This is a genomic window from Streptomyces sp. NRRL S-37 (assembly GCF_000721605.1).
In the GTDB taxonomy this organism is placed as follows: Bacteria; Actinomycetota; Actinomycetes; order Streptomycetales; family Streptomycetaceae; genus Streptomyces.
The window spans coordinates 490996-509762 of sequence record NZ_JOIZ01000001.1 but is presented as its reverse complement, the minus strand read 5'-3'; the positions used below and the strand labels follow the sequence as shown (position 1 = coordinate 509762).

Here is an 18767-nt window from a genome sequence, read left to right as displayed (position 1 = left end):
GTCTTTCTCCCAGCGCGACGAGACAGGCTCATGCATCTCGATTGCTACATTGCCCGAGGGGCCGACCACTTGGCCGGGCTCACACGGCCATGATGGCCATCAGAAGCGGAGTGGTAGGCTATAAAGCTTCCTCATCGAATCGGCGACCGAGCAGGACGCCGGACTCTGGGCGGGCTATCCCGCCGTGGTCCTGGCAGGGCTGCGTACCGGACGCTCCTGGAGGCATCCGAACTTCGCCCCCTTGTTGATACGGCGCGTCGAGATCATCCAAAAACCGGCTTCACGAAACGGCTGCTCGACGATTTCACGGACCTCGGTCCAGGCGCTGTCGCCGCCGAGGAGGATGCCTTGCTCCGACGACTGACCGGCAGGGGCACACCGCCGAGGTAACCGCCTACCCTCGTCGTGGCTTCGCAGCGGCTGGCCGTCCTTTCACAAGAGGGGCTTGTGGGAAACGAGCGGCTGCTGCCGGCTCCGAGTCATCGTTGCCGCGGTACGGCCGGACCGGGAGGAATCGAGGCCGTTCCGGCCATAAAGGAGGGCCTGTCTTCCGCGACGGCCCCGGCGAGTCGAGTGATCACGATCTTGCAGCCGAGTCGTGGAGGGCGGTAGCCCATGGGAGTGCGTCGTTGTCTCAGGTATGAGCCTTCTGGGGGATAACGGAGATGGTGTGACGTTCGCTCAACTGACGGATTCCTACTGGTTGGACGACGTTAGCGGTGATTGCCGCGAGAGCAGGCAGGATGTCGAGCCCGTTGGCGCCGGCCGCGTCGTGGGCCGCTGGGCCGGCTGCGTGTGGTCATGCTGCCGGTCGCGTCGGCCACGGTGAGCGCTGCGATCGTGGTGATGACCGCCGACGGCCCGCTGGACGACCTCGGCACCCGCATACGGCCGGAAGCCGGCACGCCCCCCTGCGCCGAGCAGACAAGGGACGATAGGAAGGGGGCCGGCCCGCCGCCCGTGAGGGTGGCAGGCCGACGAGGCCGCGCCGCCTCCGGTGGCAACGCCGTGGCCTGCCCACTTCGAATCGCCACTACGCGTCTTCAGCGGGTGCGTGAGTCAGACCTCTGGGGGACTGCACCGCAGTTCCGTTGCAGACCGGCTCCGCCCGACGCGTCATGTGGCCGGTCCCCGCCCCTGTTTCAGGCCAGCTTCGCGGTCAGGGTGATGGTCGTGCCGGTCAGGGCCTGGCTGACCGGGCAGTTCTTCTTGGCGTTCTCGGCGGCGGCGACAAAGGTGTCGTTGTCGAGGCCGGGGACGGTGCCCTCCACCGTGAGGTGGATGCCCTTGATGCCCTCGCCGGGCTGGAAGGTGACGTCGGCGGAGGTGGTGAGCTTGCTGGGCGGGGTGCCGGCGCCGGTCAGGCCGTGCGACAGTGCCATGGAGAAGCAGCTGGAGTGGGCGGCGGCGATCAGCTCCTCCGGGCTGGTCCTGCCGTTCGCCTGCTCGGCGCGCGACGGCCACGACACCGGCTGCTCGCCGATGCCGGACGAGTCGAAGGTGACGACGCCGTTGCCCTCGAGCAGGTTGCCTTCCCAGACGGTGTGCGCGGAGCGCGTGGTTGCCACGGTGGTTCCCTTCGTTGAGCCTTCGGCCCCTGATCGGGGCAGCGAGCCCATCGGATCACAGGAGGACGTGGCGCGGCGGCACGGTGTCCCACGGCGATACCGGCGGTCGTGCGGTGTCAGCACCGCCCGCGAACGCAGACCCTCGTCATGACGGCACGCTTCACGAAGTTGATCGTGATTTACTTCTGCGTAAGCGTTACTGCAGGCTGTGGGGGCACGTGAGTTAGTAAGGCTAAGGGGAAGAGCTCCGACAGATGATTCCTCGGTTGCTGGAGCAACCCTTTCGGGCCGGCTTGATCAGTCGCCAGGCCGGAGAAGCGTGCCCTCTCGTCTCTCCACGTCGGCTGCGTCACGCTGCGCGCATCGACCCAGTGCGTCCCGGACGACCCGTGCAGATATCGTGATCTGTCGTCATCGAGAGCCGGTACACATGCTCGTCGTCAGCGCATCGCTCGGGCGGCAGTCGAGTCGGCCGCCCGTTTCACCCGCACCGCACGCCGGTGCACCGCACGAAGGAAGCCTCTTCCATGGAGTCCGTCCGCGTTCTGCTGGTCGACGACCAGCAGATGATCCGCACCGGTTTCCGTCTCATCCTCGAATGCGAACCGGACATCGCCGTTGTCGGTGAGGCGTCCGACGGCGACTCCGCTGTTGAGCAGGTCCTCGCCCTGCGGCCGGACGTCGTCCTGATGGACGTCCGCATGCCCGGCACGGACGGTGTCGAGGCCACCCGGCGCATCGTGGAGTCCGGTGCGGAAGCCCAGGTCGTGATGTTGACGACGTTCGACCTGGATCGGCACGTCCTGGACGCTCTCAGGGCCGGGGCCGTCGGTTTCCTGCTCAAGGACGGGCCCGCACAGTCTCTGGTGGAGGCGGTACGGATGGTGGCCGCCGGTGACGCGGTCCTGTCTCCCCGTGTCACTCGGCGGCTTCTGGACCGCTTCGCCCGTCTGCCTCAGCCGGCCGTCGGGGCCGCGTCCAGGCGGCTGGAGCATCTCACGGCCCGCGAGGTCGACGTGTTGCGTGCGCTGAGTCGGGGGCTGTCCAACGAGGAGATCGCTCAGGAGTTGGACGTCAGCAAGAACACGGTCAGGACACACATCGCTCATATCCTGGAGAAGTACCACCTGCGTGACCGGGTGCAAGCGGTGATCCTGGCCTACGACGCCGGCCTGGTCACACCGGTCGGGCACGCTTCCACCGTCCGCTGACAGGCTGCTCCTCCCTGATGGCCTCCCACGAACGAGTCGTCAGCGCATCCGGGGCGTGAAATCAGAGGCGCAACGGCGACTGCGCGGGCGGCACCTCGTACGGCACGGCCTCGCGTACACCCGAGTACCTGGTCCGGCCCCACCGGTGTACGGCGTCGGCAGAGACCCCGTACGGCGCCAGACGTCCGTTCAGACGTATCACACGGGCTTGCAGCGCCCGTTTGCTCACCGGCTCGCCGGCGGTGCCGAGCAGCAGACCCAGATCGTGACAACACCACTCACGGGAAGGCAGGCTTAGAAGTTCCAACAACACCTGCTGAGAAGCCTGGTGAGGCACGACCTGCGGACGACTCTGGGACGGTGCCCGCAGGCGTTGACGCCTCGAAGAGAGATCGATCCACCTGCGTTCGGCGACGATCCGTCCGGCCAACTCCCTAGGAGGGGTGTCCCGGGGGAGCACGTTGACGGCCCCCGCACGCAGCGTGGCGACCACGTCCACGTCCCGGGGGGCCAGCACCACGACCGAGGAGATCGTGCTGAGCACGCGCACGCGCTGCTCAAGTCGGTCCGTTCCGCCGTCCTCTGACACATCGAGGACGGTCAGTCCGTCGGGCCTGCGCAGCAGCGACATGTAGGCCGGTGCGGAACCCCATGAGTGGGACAGGGCCGGCAGCACGTGGTACGGGCGCATGGTGCGCAGCAGACGGGCTGTCTTCTGCCGGCGCAGTGAGAGGACGACATCGACGGGGCAGGAGGAGGACATCGCAGTTGTGGGCATGGGCATGGGCATGGGCATGGGCATGGGGGTGGGGGTGGGGGTGGTACTCGTGTGGCGGGGGGTGGTACTCGTGTGGCGGTCCGTCCCATGCTCGGCACCCCCGCGCGCCACCGGCTGCTCAAGCGGTGGTCGTCATGTGCTCACCTGTGCTCAACGGCGGCCGCCGAGGGTGCAGGGGCGACGAACTCTCCGCCCCTCGCGGGCGGCCGCCCGTGGTGATGCACGGACGCATATGCTCCTCTCGGAGTACTCCCGTCGCGGCCGCGCTCCGCGCTGTCGCGGTCGGCGGCCCGGGCGCGTCGGGCGGGACGGAGAGGCGGAGTGAGTGAGCACGCGCGGCGGCAGCCTGGGCCGGCGGTTGGAACGAGTCCGGGAGCGTTCATTCCTCGGACGCAGGCATGAGCTCCACTTCTTCCGCGCAGCGTTGCACGGAGCATCCGGCGCCGCCTGCGTTCTCTACCTGCACGGTCCGGAGGGCGCGGGCAAGTCGATGCTCTTGCGCCGGTTCGCGCTGGAGGCCCGTGCCGCAGGCCGCACCGTCGTACGGGTCGACGGGCGGACCACGCCGGCGACCGCCGATGCGTTCACGCGTGCCGTACGTCCCGTCACGCGGGAGCCTGGAGCCGTTCTGCTCGTCGATTCCTTCGAGCACTGCCGGTCCTTGGAGGACTGGTTGCGTGAGGAGTGCCTACCCCGCCTCCCCTGGGGCACCGTGGTCGTCGTGGCGAGCCGCCACGAGCCTGACCCTCACTGGCCGGCCGACCCGGGCTGGACGGGGCTGCTGCGTGTACTGCCCCTCGGCGGTCTGAGCAAGCCCGACGCAGCGGCGTTCCTCCGGCAGCGAGGCGTGCTCCCTCACCTGCACGACGCCCTGCTGGAGTTCACCGGAGGGCACCCCCTGGCTCTCGCCCTGGCCGCGGAGGCGGCGGTGCGCACGGAGACCGATGGCGGTGCCGATCACGCGGATCCTCCGCTGGGCCAGGACGCCGTCGCCACTCTGCTGCGCCGCCTCGTCGGTACCCCGCCCGACGAGGCTCACCAGGCAGCCCTGGACGTGTGCGCCCAGGCCCGTGTCACTTCGGTGGCGTTGCTGCGGGCGGTCCTCGGTGACCAGGGCGAGGATCTCTTCCTCTGGCTGCGCGACCAGCCGTTCGTCCAGACCACCCGGCTCGGTGTGGCCCCCCACGCCGTCGTACGCGAGGCGCTGAGAGCCGATCTACGCTGGCGTGATCCGGCCGGATTCGCAGAACTGCACCGGAGGATCCGGGGCCACCTGCTCGAACGGACGCGGCTCGGGCCCGCTTCCCGCGTCCTCGAGACCGTGGGGGACCTGCGGTTCCTCCACCGCTCCGGGCGCTTTCTGGCAGATGCGCACGGTCGGCCGTCGGGCGGCCGGGCCGAAGAGCTGCCCCGCGCGGTCGGGCACGAGGCGACGCTGATCCGCCGGATACGCCGCCAGGAGGGGCCGGAGTCGGCGCGCATAGCCGCGCACTGGCTACGCGAGCAGCCCGGGAACGTCCATCTGCGCCGCCTCGGGCCCGGTGAGGAGGACGTCGGAGGTTCGGCGTGGTTGAGGCTCATGCCCTTCGAAGGAGAGGCGGAGGACCCGGTCGTCGCCGCCGCCTGGGCGCACACCAGGAAGCACGGTCCGGTGCGGGCCGGCGAGCACATCGCGCTGGCGCGGTTCCACGTCGGCGAGTACGGCGATCACCGTCCCTCCCCCGTGATGGACGCGTCCCTCGGGCGCATGGTGGGGGACATCATCCGCGACGACAGACTGGCCTGGGCGTTCGCCGTCCTGCGCGACGACGGCTTCTGGGACTCTCATCTGCGCCACCACGCCATGGAACCGACGGCCGGCACGGTGACCGTCGACGGCCACCGTCACCGTCTCTTCGCCTGCGATCGGCGTGCCCTGCCCGCGGTGTTGGGGGGTGCGGCGAACGCTCCCTTGCTCACCGGCGCCGCTCCTGGTCCAGCCCGCTCCGGGAAGGAATCGTGCACGGCGGCGGAGATCCTGGTGCTGGGCGAGGAGGAGTTCGCCGTCGCCGTGAAGGCCGCTCTGCGAGCCTTGCACCGGCCACGTGAGCTGGCGCTCAACCCGCTCCAGCGCAGTCGTCTCGTCCTGGCGCACGGCATGGGTCTCAAGGACGTGGTCACCAGCGCGATCGGCAGCCTGCCGCTCGAGCGCGGTGGTGACAAGGGCTACCGGGCGGCGACCGCCGCCTACGTCGAAGGGGCCTCGACGCAGGCGGCCGCCGCTCGGCGCCTGGGGCTTCCCCTCAGCACCTACCGCCGCCACCTGGCGTGGGCGACACACCGGATCACGCGGATCATGTGGGAGCACGAACTGTCCGGAACCCCGCTGCTGTCACCCGCGGACCGGCCGCGGCGTTGACTCAGGTGACCGGGAGAGCGAGGACGGTCCCGGCCTCGTCGTCGTGGGACCCGGTGCCGTCGTCGTGGGACCCGGTGCCGTCCTCGTGGCCAACGGGATCGGCGAGGACGCAGGAGCTCCGGTCGTCCGGCGGGGGCGGGCCGTACACGGACGGAAGGGGGAGGGCGGCATGCACACAGTAACCGCCTCCGGGCCGGTGACCGGTGTGCAGTGTGCCGCCCATGGCCGCGACCCGTTCCCGGATCCCGACCAGCCCGTGCCCCGCCCCCCGGTCGAAGACGTGGGCCGGTGAAGGCGCGGCCTGCTCGCCGGGGCCCGCGTCGCAGATCCTCAAGGAGAGCATGCGACGGTCGTGCTCCCACGCCAGCGTGACGGCGGTGCGGGTGCGGCCCGCGTGCTTGAGCGTGTTGGTGAGGGCTTCCTGCACGATCCGGTAGACCGCCAGTTGCGATCCGGCCGACAGGTCGGCCGGTTCCCCGCTGATGGCGCAGTGGACCTGGAGACCGGCGGCACGTACCGACTCCAGCAGCGCCGGGATGGCGTCGATGGTGGGCTGCGGTGGCTGCTTGCTGGGGTCGGTGTCGTCCTCGTCGTCGGTGCGGAGCACGTCCAGCAGTTGCCGTAGCTCGGCGACGGTGGCCCGGCCGGTCTCCTCGATGGTGCGGTGCAGTTCGTGGGCCTTCTCCGGGTCGCGGGCCTGGACCCGGTCGGCGGCGATGGTCTGCACGATCATGAGGCTGACGTTGTGGGCGACGATGTCGTGCAGTTCCCGGGCGATGCGCGCGCGTTCCTCCATGACGGCGGCACGGGCTTTGGCGAGCTGTTCACCCTCCAGCGCCTTGGCGCGCTCCAGCGCCTGATCCTGCATGGCGGTCCGGGTTCGTACCAGCCGGCCGAGGGACCAGGCCGCGGCCGTCAGCACCGCCTCGGTCGTGCCCGCGGCAAGCCAGTGACCCGCGGGCGCCAGCACGGCTTCCGTCACGGACAGTGCCGGAACGTGGAGGAGCGCCACCAGAGCGGCGGTGCGGCGCTCGGTCCGCACGGCGGTCAGGAACAGGGCAGTCGCGGCGCACAGGTAGGTGGGGCTGATCGCGGTCCCCTGCGGCCCCACGAGGTGAGGGACGTAACCCAACGCCTGGAGGATGCTGCAGGTGACCGCGACAACCACGAGGCTCGCCAGCGGGAACCGGTGATGAACGGTAATGGGCGCACCGCAGACCAGGATGAGCGCGACCCACCAGCCGCCCGGCGCGTTGTGCAGGGCCTCGCTCGCAGGGACCAGGGAGGGCAGGGCCAGGCACCAGCCCGTCAGGAGAACGCCCAGGGCCAGGTCGGTCAGGGCGGGGGGCAGACGGCGGCGCGGCCACGAGTTCAGTGCGCTCATGACGGTCCACGGTAGACCGCGCCGGCCGACAGCGGCCCGCCGGGACACCGGAAGACGGCGTACCCCTCGTCCGTGGGTCAGCGCGAGCGCGGACAGTCCGATGTCTGTGCAGGAGCTTCCGGGTGCACGTACTCGTTCTCCAGGACGAGCAGGAGAGCGACCTCGTCCGGTCGGCTGATCCCCGAGTTCGCCTCGAATGCGGAGCTCGCGGACGACCGGGACGGTTGGACTGGAGGGGTTGACCGATCCCTTCGCAGAGGAGTTCCGGTGAGTCCGGGACCAGTCCCTACCCGAGCCGACCCAGTGAGCGGCAGCAACGCCACGGACCCCGTCGGCTCCTGTGGTGGCGGTCTGCTCGGCGAGCACGTGGCCGCCGCACGTGCCCGGGCCTTCGTCGGCAGGGCGGCCGAGCGGAAAGCGTTCCGAGCGGCGCTGGCGGGAGAAGCCGAAGCCCGTCCCGTCCTCTTCGTGCACGGGCCCGGCGGTATCGGTAAGTCCGCCCTGCTGCACCGCCTGTCCTTGGACGCGACCGCCGCCGGCCGGTCGGTGGTGTGGGTGGACGGTGCGAGGACGCCGGCGGACGCCTGCGGTCGCCTGGATGCGTTCCGTGATGTTCTTGACGATCCCGCACCCGTCCTGTTGGTCGACAGCCTTGAGCGGTGCACCGGGCTGGAGGCGTGGCTGCGCGAGAGCTTCCTGCCCGACGTGCCGGGTGATGCGGTCGTGGTCATGGCGTCCAGGACCCCGCCGCAGCCCGGCTGGAGAACCGATCCCGGCTGGGCCGCCTGCGCTCGGTCGATGAAGTTGCCCGCGCTCAGTGCGGAGGAGACCAAGAGGGTCCTGGGCGACCAGGACGTGCCGCCACCTTTGAACGTCTCCGTGCGGGAGTTCGCGGGCGGCAATCCCCTGGCTCTGTCCCTGGTCGCGGCCGCCGCCCGCACAGGTGGGGAAGCAGGGTGGTCTATGGACGGGGGCGTCTCCCGACGGCTGACCGCGGTCCTGTTCCACCGTCTCGTCGGCGGCCTTCCCACCGAGCAGCACCGACGGACTCTGCAGGTGACCGCCCGGGTGGGGACCGTCACGGAGGAGTTGCTGCGCGCCGAACTCGGCGCCGGCGCGGCGGCCCGGTCGTTCGCGTGGCTGCGCGCGCAGCCCTGGGTGACGGCCCTCGGATGCGGCCTGCTGCTGGACGAGGCGGTACGCAACACGGTCGCGCACGACGCCAGATGGAACGACCCCGACGGCTTCGCCGCTCTGCACGAGCGCCTGCACGACCACCTGGTGGAGCAGATACGCACCGTGCCTTTCGACCGCGCCCTGGACGCTGCGGCAGCCCTGCACCGCCTGTACCGGGACATCACGGTGCTGCCACCCGCCCATGAGTGGACCACGCGGGACAGCCACGAGGACGAGGCGTGCGGACCTGTGGACGAGGCCACCGTGCTCGGCCTGATCGCGGACTGCGAGGGGCCGGAGTCCGCGGAGAACGCACGGTTCTGGCTGCGTCACCAGCCGGAGGCGTTCAGGGTCCGGCGGCCAGTCCCGTACGGCCCACCGCGAGCCTGCTCGGCCTGGCTGAGGCTGACGGCGTACGAAGGGGAGACAGCGGATCCCGTGGTCGCCGCCGTCTGGGACCACGTCCGGCGGCACGGGCCACTGCGGGCGAACGAGCGGATCTCGGTGGCCCGCTTCCACGCCGGCCCGCAAGAGCGACGGGACGCCTCATCGGCCATGGCGCTGTCGCTGCGGTGCCTCGTCGCGGAGACCGTGCGGACCGGCGGACCGGCCTGGGTGTTCTTCGTGCTCCGGGACGACGGCGTCTGGGACGGGCCGCTGCGCCGGCACGGGCTGCTTCCCACGGAGCACCACTGGGACGTCGATGGCGTTCCCCAGCGTCTCTTCGCCCGTGACGTGCGGGTCTTCCCCGCTTCCGACTGGCTGCGCGGGCTGCTGCGCTCCGTGTCGGGTGAGGGCGACGGCCGCGACCCCTGTGATCGAGTGAACGGTGCCGGCCTCGTCCGCACGGACGAGGCACGGACGCCGACGGGTGCACTGTCCCAGCGGGAGTTCGCCGACGCCGTACACGCGGGACTGCGTGCGTTGCGGCGGCCGTCGGAGCTCGCGCTGAATCCGTTGCGGCGTAGCCGGGTGGTTGCCGTAGGCGGTGCAGACCTGGCGTCCGTGCTCCAACAGGCCGTCTACGAGCTGGCCGAGGAGCAAGGCGGGCACGGACCGCACCAGGCCGCGGTGACCGCGTTCGTCGAAGGGACGGCCACGCACCGGGCAGCGGCCGAACGACTGGGTGTGTCACTGAGCACCTACCGCCGTCATCTCAGGACTGCGGTCGAGCGCGTCTCGGCTCGTCTGTGGCATGAGGAGGTGTACCCGTCCGGTGTGCCGGACGGGTACACCTCCTCCGTGGACGACCGGGAACAGAGCCGCGTGGACCGCTGACGCACGAGGGCGGCAGCCGGAAGGGCGGCACCCTCGTGCGGGTCTATGCTTCGCGGACTAGGTGCGATTCCTCCTGGTGGCCGAGATCGCAGCGGATTCCGCGCGAAAGGATCGGCTCATGGATCGCATGCATGTTCTCGTCGCCCTGATCGCTGTTGTGGCCCTTGCCCTCACCGCATGGACCAAGCCTCTGAAGGTGTTGTCCTTCTGGCCCCTCGTCATCGTCTGCATGATCTCCTACCCCGTGGGCGCACGGTTGTTCTCAGCGTTCGAGAAGGGGCGGTCCGGCGGTGCGTGGGTCGAATGGACCTTCCTGCTCAGCGTCGCCCTTCTGATCACCGTGCTCGTCGCGTCGGCCCTCCGGTTCCTCACGTCCTCCCGAGGCCCACACACCGACCGTCACGCCTACCACCAAGACCCCGACGCGTGAGTGTCCCTCTCCCGTAGTCCGGTGAACTTTGATCTGTGACGGCCCGGGGTTCCCCTGAGTTCGGAACGCTGCTGCGGCCCCGGACCGAGAGGTCGTGTCGGTGAGCGGGGCGCGGGGCGCGCGTTCCGAACACTCCGTGTCGTTCGGCAGCGTCGCCGACACGGCTGTTCAGCCCCATGCTTCGACGGTCAGCTTCGTCACGGACGACAACCTCCCGCTCCGGCCGGGCCCGCACGGGAATGACTCCCTTCCAAGGGGCCGGGATCCTGCCACGGGGGACGACGCTGCAAATGACGGTGACGAGCCCCGGTCGGTGGCCCCGCGACGGCTGTCGGCGGTTGCCGCACTCCCACCGTGCCCTGCCCTCCGCCTTCCCTGACTCCAAGCCGAGGACCACTATGTCCGCCCCCGCCCCGATGACCACCGCACCCCATCGCCCCCGCCTGCCGCACACCGGGACCCGCACCATCACCCGTCCAGCTACGCTCGATGACTTCGACGCGGTGAACGCGCTGCACAACCGCTGCTCGCTCGAGACGCGCTTCGCGCGCTACCAGGCCGCCCGGCGTTCCCTGCGCCGGGGCGAGTTCCACCACCTGACCCGCCCCGGCCTGGGCCTCACCTGGGTCACCCACCCGGAGGACGATCCACAGCGACTCATCGCGACCACCAACCTGGTCCGCACGACCGAGCCCAGCACGGCCGAACTCGGCATTATGATCGAGGACCCGTGGCAGAGCCGTGGCCTGGGCACCACGCTGGCGCAGTACGCCCGGGAGCAGGCCCGCACCTTCGGCTGCTGCTCCATGAGTGTCATGACCGGCTTGGACAACGTGCGCATGCTGAGAATCCTGAGGACCCTCGGTGCCTCCCGGCCCGCCGTTCACCGCTCGACCGCCGACCTCACCGTCCCCGTCGAGCAGCCGTAGCCGCTGCTGCCGGGCACCGGTGTCCTCCAGGACCGCACCGATCAGCTCGGGATCGATGATCTCGGTCAACTCGCCCAGATGGCCGGGCGCATACACGTCGAGGGCTGTCGCACCGGACCTGACGCTGACAGGATTCTGCGGCAACGGGACCTCCGGGACACTCGCAAAGGCTTCGACACCATGCGAACTACCAGAGGTCCCGCCTTCTCGAGAGGGCGCACGAACCCTTAACGCACTGGCGTTGCACACAGCGGGACGCCAGCTTGGCGCACCGTGGCCGGTGACCGGTATGCGTCTGGTGAACGTCCGCCCAAGCACCGGGTACGGCGGTTGCGGCGGCGTCGCGGAGGGGCGGTCGTTCAGCCGAGGGTGTAGCCGTACTTCTCGGCAACCTCGCCCATGGCGACCACATCGGCCGGGTCGAGGGGAGGGCCGACCTGGCCCCGGACACCGGGGCGGCCGATCTCCTGGAACATGCCGTCCATGCCGCCAGGCACATAGAGGAAGTACATGCGGGCGGGGTGGCCCGGGCTGGTGTTTTTGAAGGAGTGACGAACGCCCTTGGGGACGTACACAACCCCTCCGGGTTCGACGTCGAACTGCTCGTCACCGGCGGTCACACGAAGTGTTCCCTCAAGAAGAACGAACGTCTCGGACTCGCCATGGTGGGTGTGCGGCGGGGGCCGGCATCGGCCGGAACGACGGCCTCGGCCAGGGACAGTTCACCGCCGGTGTCAGCGGCGCTGAGCAAGGTGGTGTAGGTGTCTCCTACGAGGAACACAGGGGATCCACCGTCCGGCGGTATGTGCAGTGGGGGCAAAGACATGGTTCGTACTTTCTTGCGGGTGCGGGGAGCGCTGTGGTGCGCCTGGCTTGTGGGAAGAGACGTGGCCTGTGCCCGGACCACGGGCCGTCAACCGCCACCTCGCGCCCATCCGGTGCCGGGAACGGTCGAAGAGCGGTCGGCGAAGATGCTCGCCGGACGGGTGGCGAGAACAGCGCCGCTCGTGGAGGGCGTGGCGTTCTCGGAGGTGTCGCGGGGGTGTCGCCGGGGGAGTGACGGCGGCTCGCCGGACCGGCCCGTTGCGTCGACAACTGCGGAGCGTGTGGTCTCCCAGGAGTCGCCGGAAGGATCGTCTGCCCGCCGATGGGGCCGGGTAGTTCGCGCCTCGGTGGGTCCGTCCGCCAACAGCATGAAGGGGCGGCAGAAGCGGGCGGCCGTGGTCAGCTCGTCGGGAGCCCCGCTGCCGTTCGTCTGCTCGCCGATGCCGGAGGAAACGAAGACGACGGCGCGCTCGCCCTCGAGCGGGTTCCTTCCCAGACGGTGTGTGCGGGCACGGTGGGTCCCATCCTCCTCGTGTGTCGAGCCTCTCGTCGGGGCTGCGGGACATATCCGAGCACACGATGCCGTGATACGGCGGCTGGACGAGTGACAGCAACATGACACCTTGTGTCCCTCTTGTGAGGAATGAGCCGCAGGGTCGGCGGCCGTCTCGCCGACCGTCGAATGACGCACTCCAGGAAGCGCCGATCGCCTCGACCGTCAGCGGGATTCACTTCCGCGAAAGGCATGAGGGGAGGTTCATGGCCAGAAAAAGCCATGAATTATGTAGGGAAGATGCCGTACAAGCGGCCTTCGCGTTGCTTCAGTAACTGATGTAGCGCGACTCGTCGATCGCCGGCAGGAGCAACGCGCCGTCTCGTCCGTCCGCGAGCCCCGTGTCTCGACGGCACGGATCGTCGCAGTGAGATCACGGAACGACCCGTGCGTGTTTCGTGACCTGCTCTGCCGGTGGTCTTCGTGGTCGTACCTGCCGAGTAGCAGCGCACGGGGAGCGTCCAAAGACCCGGCAGTGACTGTTCCGGGGCCTGACCCGTCCGCGCTGGGCGGCCTTGCTTTCGGGGTCCTGGACGGCAGGCGAAGAAGACTGGGCGGAGTCGGCCCGCGCAGGGCAGCGGCGGCGCAGTCCACCGCGGGTCCGCGATCGAGCCTGTCGGCTTCGCGGCCAACTCCCCCTCTGATCGCCCTGGTGCAGACAAGCGGAGGGCCGCTCAGAGAGCCGGCGTCACCGACGGGCGGACCAGCCCACTCTCGTAGGCGAAAATGGTCGCCTGCACACGATCCCGTAGGCCCAGCTTGTTGAGCACTGAGCTCACGTGCACCTTCACCGTTCCCACGGCTACTTCCAGACGCGCGCCGATCTCCGCGTTGCTCAGGCCCGTGGCGACGAGGACGAGGATCTCGCGTTCGCGGTTGGTGAGGCTGTCCAGCGCCCCTGTGATCTCCGGAGCGAAGGAGGCCCCCCGAGCGAAGGCTGCTATCAGACGCCCCGTGACCGCGGGCGCGAGGACGCCGTCACCGGAGGCGACCACCCGTATCGCGGCCAGGAGGTCCTCCGGCTCGGAATCCTTGAGCAGAAAGCCGGAGGCCCCGGCGCGCAGAGCCTCGTAGACATAGGCGTCGAGGTCGAACGTGGTGAGCACGAGAACCCGGGCGCCGCTGCCGTGACTGGTGATCAGCCGGGTCGCCGTCAGTCCGTCCATACCCGGCATGCGGATGTCCATGAGCACCAGGTCGGGCGCGAACTGTGCCGACATCGCCACAGCCGCGTCACCGTCCGCTGCCTCGCCGACCACGGTCATGTCGGCCTCGGCCGTCAGGATCGCCACGAAACCCGCGCGGACGATCGCCTGATCGTCCACGACCAGCACACGGATACCGATGGTCCTGCTCCTCTCTTCGCCCGCACCGGGGCCACTGTCTGCGCCGCATCCTCCCATGGAGGCGGTGCGCGAGACCCACCAGGTCGGCGTGCGCGTCCAGAGGCCGCTACGCAGTCGCCGACCTGTCGGCACGGACCACTTCTACATGCGAGGGGTGTTCGCCACGACGGCTCTTCGAGGCGCTTTCGGCGCTCTGCCGGCGTCCAGGCTTCCGAGCAACTGGCGCATGGCGCTCAGTGTCGCCCGCGTAGCGGCGGCCACCTGCTCCAGGCTGCCCTCCTCAGCCGAGGAGATCATCCGGTCCGTCTGCCGGAGCACCGTCTCCCGCAGACCGACGGCGACTCGCTGCCGTTCGCCGTGGACCATGGCCCTCGTGCTCGACAGCACAGTGGTGAGGGCCGTGTCCTCCCGGCCCAGTTCCCGCCTGCGACGCCTGTGCATCAGCCATCCCGCCCCCCAGGCGGCCGTGCATCCCAGGCCGGACACGACCAGCGTCCAGCAGGCGAGGAACAGCACGAGAAAAGGCCCGGCCGGGTCTCCGAGCAGCGTCCCGTCGGCGGCGAAGGCGGCCGTGAAGGAGATCGCCGACGGGAGAACCGCGGCGGGCACGGACAGAAACGACAGCCGTGAGCCCGCCGGAGATGTCAGTGGATGCGCCGTCGGCGGCGGGACGTGTCGGCCGGAGGGCACGGGCGCGGTTCTCAGGACCCGGCCGTACGCCGCGACCGCGTAGACCGCGGCCGGTGCGACGATGCCGTCGCCGAGGAAGCAGATCGCGGAGGACGGCGGCAGCGCACCACCGCGGAGCAGAACCGGCCACAGGAGGGCGGCGGCCCCGGTCACCGCCAGGACCGCCCAGGGCGCGTGGCGGCGCCACAGCAACGGCAGTGCGTGGAGGGTCAGCACCGACACGAGCAGCAGGCATGTGCCGGCCTCGTAGCCGGCGTCCTCCGCCTTCGTCAGGGCGACGCCCGACGCCACCGCGGCGGCCGAGCCGAAGACCGCCCTGTCCGCGATCCGCTGTTCGCGAGGAAAGTCGCGCCGGCTTCCTGGGCTCGGCCGAGGGCCGGACGCGGCGTCGGGGAGCACGGCGTGTACGCGCCAGCCTCCGTCGGGGCGGGGTCCCGCGGACAGCCTCCCGCCGAGGACGGCGGCACGCCGGTGCATTCCTTCCACCCCCCGGCCGGAGCCGATCCCCGCCGTGCCGGTGTCCGCGCCGCCGGGCGGCCTGCCGTTGTCGACGGTCAGGTGCAGGGTGTCCCCGGCCCGTTGCACCCGCACGCTGACCGCGGCGCCCGGCGCGTAGCGCAGGGCGTTGGTCAGGGCCTCCCGGATGATGCCGTGGGCCGCTTCCGCCGCGGGTCCGGTGAGATCAGCGGGCAGGGAGACGGAGACGGGGCGGCCCAGCCTGCTGAATCCGGCGATCAGCGTCTCGATCGGAGCGGTCATCGCCTGGGGAGCCGGTGGGTCGTCCACCTGCATGACCGCCACGAGACGCCGCAGTGCGGACTGGGTCTCCCGTGCGGTGCGGCGCGCGAACGCGAGTGCCTCCGCGGCCAGGTCGGGCCTGCTGTCACCGAGCCTGCGGGCGGCCTCGACGGATACCACGACGGAGGTGAGGTGGTGCGCGCTGATGTCGTGCAACTCACCGGCCAGCCGTTCCCGTTCCGCCTCGGCGGCGCGCGCCCGCTGCTGCTCGGCACCGGCCAGCCGCTCCGCCGTGGCCTGCCGTTCCCGCAGCCAGTGCCGGCGGCCGGTGCCGAGAGCGGACACCAGCAGAAAGGGGCCGACACCAGTGAGCCAGTCGGAGAGGAGAAGACCGCCGACGCCGTGCCGTGCGGCCGCCTGCAGGAGCTGGACGACGGCGACAGCCGCGGTCGCGCCCAGGCCGACGGGCCAGCTGCACAGAACGGTGACGGTGAACAGCGCCACCATGACCGCCAGCCCCGGTACCAGGCCCAGCAGGTCGGGTGGCGCCAGGATCTGTCCCACCACGGACACCGCGACGATGACGCCCAGGGCGGCGAGCGGTGCCCGGTGACGCCGATCGAGCGCCACCGCAGCGAGCGCCGTGGCACAGAAGGCGGTGATCCATTCAATGGTGTCCGGCGGCTCCTTCGAAGACGCAACGACGCTGAACCACAGCAGCAGTTGCGCTCCCATGAACAGTACCGGCAGTGGCCTGACCCGACGTCCTTTCCCCATTGGCGCAAGTGTATGGCCGGGCGTCGCCCTTCCCGTCACCGCGGGGTTCAAGGGGTCACGCGGTGCCGGCCCTGCGGTCGCGCCACCGCTCTATGTCCCGCGGACTAGGCGACGATCCTTCCGGCGGGCGACGGGGCGGCACGTTCAGCGCGAAAGGATCGGCACATGGATCGCGTCGTCGCGTCGAGCCTCCGGGGGGATCAGGTCCTTCCAGGGCACACGCACCGACCGGTACGCCCACCACCACGACTTCGTGTGAGCGGCCGTCCACTGCGCCCGTATCACCCACACCAACTGGAGACCGGCACAAGCATGCCCGCACAACCTCGCATGTCCCGGACCGCTGTCGCCCTGGCGTCGCTCGCCGTGCTGGCGGCCACCGCGGTGACAGCCTGCAACCCCGAGACCGCCGACGACGCTCGCGGCGATGCCGCGACACCCGCGGTGCCCACCGCTCTCAGCGAGCAGGAACTGAAGTGGAGCACGTGTTCCGCTCCGTCCACGGCCCAGGGCGGCGGAGACAGGCCCGAGAAGCTGCCGGACGGAACGACGTGGCAGTGCAGCACCATGAAGGCTCCGCTGGACTACGCGGACCCCGACGGCGAAACCATCGATCTGGCCCTGATCCGGGCGAAGGCGTCTTCGGACTCCGGCGAGAAGCACCTCGGGTCCCTGGTCTTCAACTTCGGCGGCCCCGGCGGCTCCGGGGTGCTCACCCTCCCCCTCGCCGCCGGCGACGAGTACATGACGCTTCACAAGCGCTATGACCTGGTCAGTTTCGACCCTCGCGGGGTCGGGGACAGTGCCGGCGTGCACTGCCTGGACACGAAGGCCATGGACGCCTGGCTGGCCGCGGACGCCACCCCTGACGACGCCACGGAGGAGAAGGCCCGCGAGCGTGGGGTACGCGCGTTCGCCCGGGCCTGCCAGAGCGAGTCGGGCGCGGTGCTGGATCACGTCGGCACCCAGGAGGCGGCACGTGACCTCGACCTGATGCGCCACGTCCTGGGCGACGAGAAACTCAACTACTTCGGCATCTCCTACGGCACACAGCTCGGCGGCGTCTACGCACATCTCTTCCCGAAGCGTGTCGGGCGCTTCGTCTTCGACGCCGTGGTCGACCCCACCGAGGACGCCCTGCACGGTGCCCTCGGCCAGGCGAAGGGGTTCCAGGGCGCACTGCGCAACTTCCTGGAGGACTGCGCACGGCAGGACTCCTGCTTCTTCGAAGGCACGAACCCGCAGCAGGGCGAGAAGGACATCATCGCGCTGCTCGAGCGCCTGGACACCGACCCCCTGCCCACGGAGTTCGGGCGTCCCCTGACTCAGAGCCACGCCCTCAACGGCATCGCCGCCGCCCTCTACGACCAGGAGAGCTGGCTGCTGCTCAGGGGCGGACTGGAGGCCGCCATGGACGGCGACGGCAGCGCACTGCTGCTGCTCTCCGACCTCCTCAACGAACGGATCGACGACGACGGATACGCCAACATCAACGCAGCCAACACCGCGGTGAACTGCGCGGACTACAAGGACCGCTTCACCCTTGAGGACGTACACCGTCACCTGCCCCGATTCCGCACGGCATCTTCGGTGTTCGGCGACTGGATGGCCTGGGGGCTGCTCCAGTGCACCGGCTGGCCCGCTGACGGCCACGCATCCACCGTCGAGGTGTCGGCCGACGGCGCGAACCCAGTCCTCGTCATCGGCAACACCGGTGATCCGGCCACTCCCTACGAGGGTGCCAAGAAGATGGCGGACGAACTGGGAGAGAAGGTCGGCGTCCACCTCACCGTGGACGGCGAGGGGCACGGCACCTACGCCGTCAACGACTGCCTGACCGAGCTGGTCGACGCGTACCTGCTCGACGGGACGGTCCCGGCGAACGACACCGTCTGCTCGTGACGTCGGCGTCCCCGCGGCTTCCCTGAGCCACCGTCCCCAGCGGCGGGCAGGTCCGCTGCCCGCCGCTGGGGACGGTGACGTGGATCCGCCCGGCCTCGGGGCCCGACGGATCACCAAGGTCTGCGTCCGGCGGGTCGCCGCCCGCACGGCTCAGGGACCGGGCCGCCTGGAGCCCGGCGCGGTCCCCCGGCGGCCACGACGTCCCACCCGCCCCGGTGCTCCTCGTGCTGTGGGCGCGCCCCTGCCGAGGTTCGCATGCGCTGAACGGTTGGGGGCGGATGGCACAGCGCGGACAGATTCGGTCGCCGTTGACCGTCCCGTGCGACGCGACGGTCCGACCACTACATCGGTGCCGATGACAGCCGGGGCTCGGACGGAGGCCCGGCTGGGTGCGGTACCACCGGGTTCGGGCCCCGAGGGCACCGTCCAGGGGCGGTATCCGGTCCGGTGAGGCGGCGGGTCCGGGAACCGCCCCTCGTACGAAGGACGACGGTCTCGTCACGGACGGGTCTCTGATCAGCGGTCAGGAGGGGACCGGGCCAGAGATTGTCGCCCCCGGGTTCCGGCAGACCGTTTCCGCTGACCGCCCGGACAACGCTTCTGCTCCGTCCGATGCGCCTCGATGACCGGCATCCGCACCGGACGGACTCCGCTGCCGAGCCCGGCGCGTTCGGCCGGCGGCGGTTCCGGCTCTCGCGGGCCCGCCCGTGGCACGGCGGGGGAGCAGCGGTCGGCGTACGGCTGTCGGGGGAGGGCCTTGCGGGGGCCGAAACGCGCTGCGTGC

General features: G+C 70.3%; 11 protein-coding genes and 1 pseudogene. 6 read left to right on the top strand and 6 right to left on the bottom strand.

All coding sequences use genetic code 11. From position 1 onward, the window contains the following. Window positions 1-1142 precede the first annotated feature (1142 nt). The gene (locus IH50_RS0102065; protein WP_030856509.1) at window positions 1143-1568 is read right to left on the bottom strand and encodes an OsmC family protein; all 426 of its coding nucleotides are present in this window, start codon (window positions 1566-1568) and stop codon (window positions 1143-1145) included. Window positions 1569-2095: 527 nt separating this feature from the next. On the opposite strand from IH50_RS0102065, the gene IH50_RS0102060 reads away from it, so the two are divergent. After that, the gene (locus tag IH50_RS0102060) at window positions 2096-2779 is read left to right on the top strand and encodes a response regulator (protein ID WP_030856507.1); all 684 of its coding nucleotides are present in this window, start codon (window positions 2096-2098) and stop codon (window positions 2777-2779) included. 61 nt (window positions 2780-2840) lie between these two features. Here IH50_RS0102060 and IH50_RS41515 read toward each other — a convergent pair whose 3' ends face one another. After that, a complete protein-coding gene (locus IH50_RS41515; protein ID WP_158801140.1) occupies window positions 2841-3557 on the bottom strand; it encodes a hypothetical protein in 717 nt (238 codons plus the stop codon). Window positions 3558-3981: 424 nt separating this feature from the next. On the opposite strand from IH50_RS41515, the gene IH50_RS0102050 reads away from it, so the two are divergent. After that, entirely contained in the window at window positions 3982-5955 is a 1974-nt protein-coding gene (locus IH50_RS0102050; protein ID WP_051767130.1) for an ATP-binding protein, read from the top strand. Window position 5956: 1 nt separating this feature from the next. On the opposite strand, the gene IH50_RS40685 is transcribed toward IH50_RS0102050, so the two are convergent. Further along, entirely contained in the window at window positions 5957-7339 is a 1383-nt protein-coding gene (locus IH50_RS40685) for a sensor histidine kinase (RefSeq protein WP_051767129.1), read from the bottom strand. A gap of 303 nt (window positions 7340-7642) precedes the next feature. On the opposite strand from IH50_RS40685, the gene IH50_RS40680 reads away from it, so the two are divergent. The 3 genes from IH50_RS40680 to IH50_RS0102030 all read left to right on the top strand — a co-directional run bounded on the left by IH50_RS40680 (window position 7643) and on the right by IH50_RS0102030 (window position 11152). Continuing rightward, a complete protein-coding gene (locus IH50_RS40680) occupies window positions 7643-9793 on the top strand; it encodes an AAA family ATPase (RefSeq protein WP_030856501.1) in 2151 nt (716 codons plus the stop codon). 76 nt (window positions 9794-9869) lie between these two features. Next, window positions 9870-10223: a hypothetical protein gene (locus IH50_RS0102035; RefSeq protein ID WP_143660383.1), complete on the top strand. Its 354-nt coding sequence runs from the start codon at window positions 9870-9872 to the stop codon at window positions 10221-10223. 398 nt (window positions 10224-10621) lie between these two features. After that, on the top strand, window positions 10622-11152 hold the full coding sequence (locus IH50_RS0102030; RefSeq protein ID WP_234328060.1) for a GNAT family N-acetyltransferase: 531 nt from the start codon (window positions 10622-10624) through the stop codon (window positions 11150-11152). Window positions 11153-11511: 359 nt separating this feature from the next. On the opposite strand, the pseudogene IH50_RS38635 reads toward IH50_RS0102030, so the two are convergent. The 3 genes and pseudogenes from IH50_RS38635 to IH50_RS38630 form a co-directional block, all read right to left on the bottom strand. Further along, window positions 11512-11835 (bottom strand): annotated as a pseudogene (locus IH50_RS38635) (cupin domain-containing protein); the annotation flags it as partial. Between the two features lie 1369 nt (window positions 11836-13204). Further along, window positions 13205-13876 (bottom strand): response regulator, encoded by a 672-nt coding sequence (locus IH50_RS0102020; RefSeq protein WP_030856497.1) that lies wholly within the window; start codon window positions 13874-13876, stop codon window positions 13205-13207. A gap of 141 nt (window positions 13877-14017) precedes the next feature. Then, complete coding sequence (locus tag IH50_RS38630; RefSeq protein WP_078913797.1) at window positions 14018-16081, bottom strand: sensor histidine kinase; 2064 nt, start codon at window positions 16079-16081, stop codon at window positions 14018-14020. 312 nt (window positions 16082-16393) lie between these two features. On the opposite strand from IH50_RS38630, the gene IH50_RS0102010 reads away from it, so the two are divergent. After that, on the top strand, window positions 16394-17983 hold the full coding sequence (locus IH50_RS0102010) for an alpha/beta hydrolase (protein WP_030856494.1): 1590 nt from the start codon (window positions 16394-16396) through the stop codon (window positions 17981-17983). Window positions 17984-18767: the final 784 nt, after the last annotated feature.

Bases quoted from the DNA above. Each gene is read 5' to 3' on its own strand.
- IH50_RS0102060 (WP_030856507.1), top strand. From the start codon at position 2,096: ATGGAGTCCGTCCGCGTTCTGCTGGTCGACGACCAGCAGATGATCCGC.
- IH50_RS41515 (WP_158801140.1), bottom strand. From the start codon at position 3,557: ATGCCCACAACTGCGATGTCCTCCTCCTGCCCCGTCGATGTCGTCCTC.
- IH50_RS40685 (WP_051767129.1), bottom strand. From the start codon at position 7,339: ATGAGCGCACTGAACTCGTGGCCGCGCCGCCGTCTGCCCCCCGCCCTG.
- IH50_RS0102030 (WP_234328060.1), top strand. From the start codon at position 10,622: ATGTCCGCCCCCGCCCCGATGACCACCGCACCCCATCGCCCCCGCCTG.
- IH50_RS38630 (WP_078913797.1), bottom strand. From the start codon at position 16,081: ATGGGGAAAGGACGTCGGGTCAGGCCACTGCCGGTACTGTTCATGGGA.
- IH50_RS0102010 (WP_030856494.1), top strand. From the start codon at position 16,394: ATGCCCGCACAACCTCGCATGTCCCGGACCGCTGTCGCCCTGGCGTCG.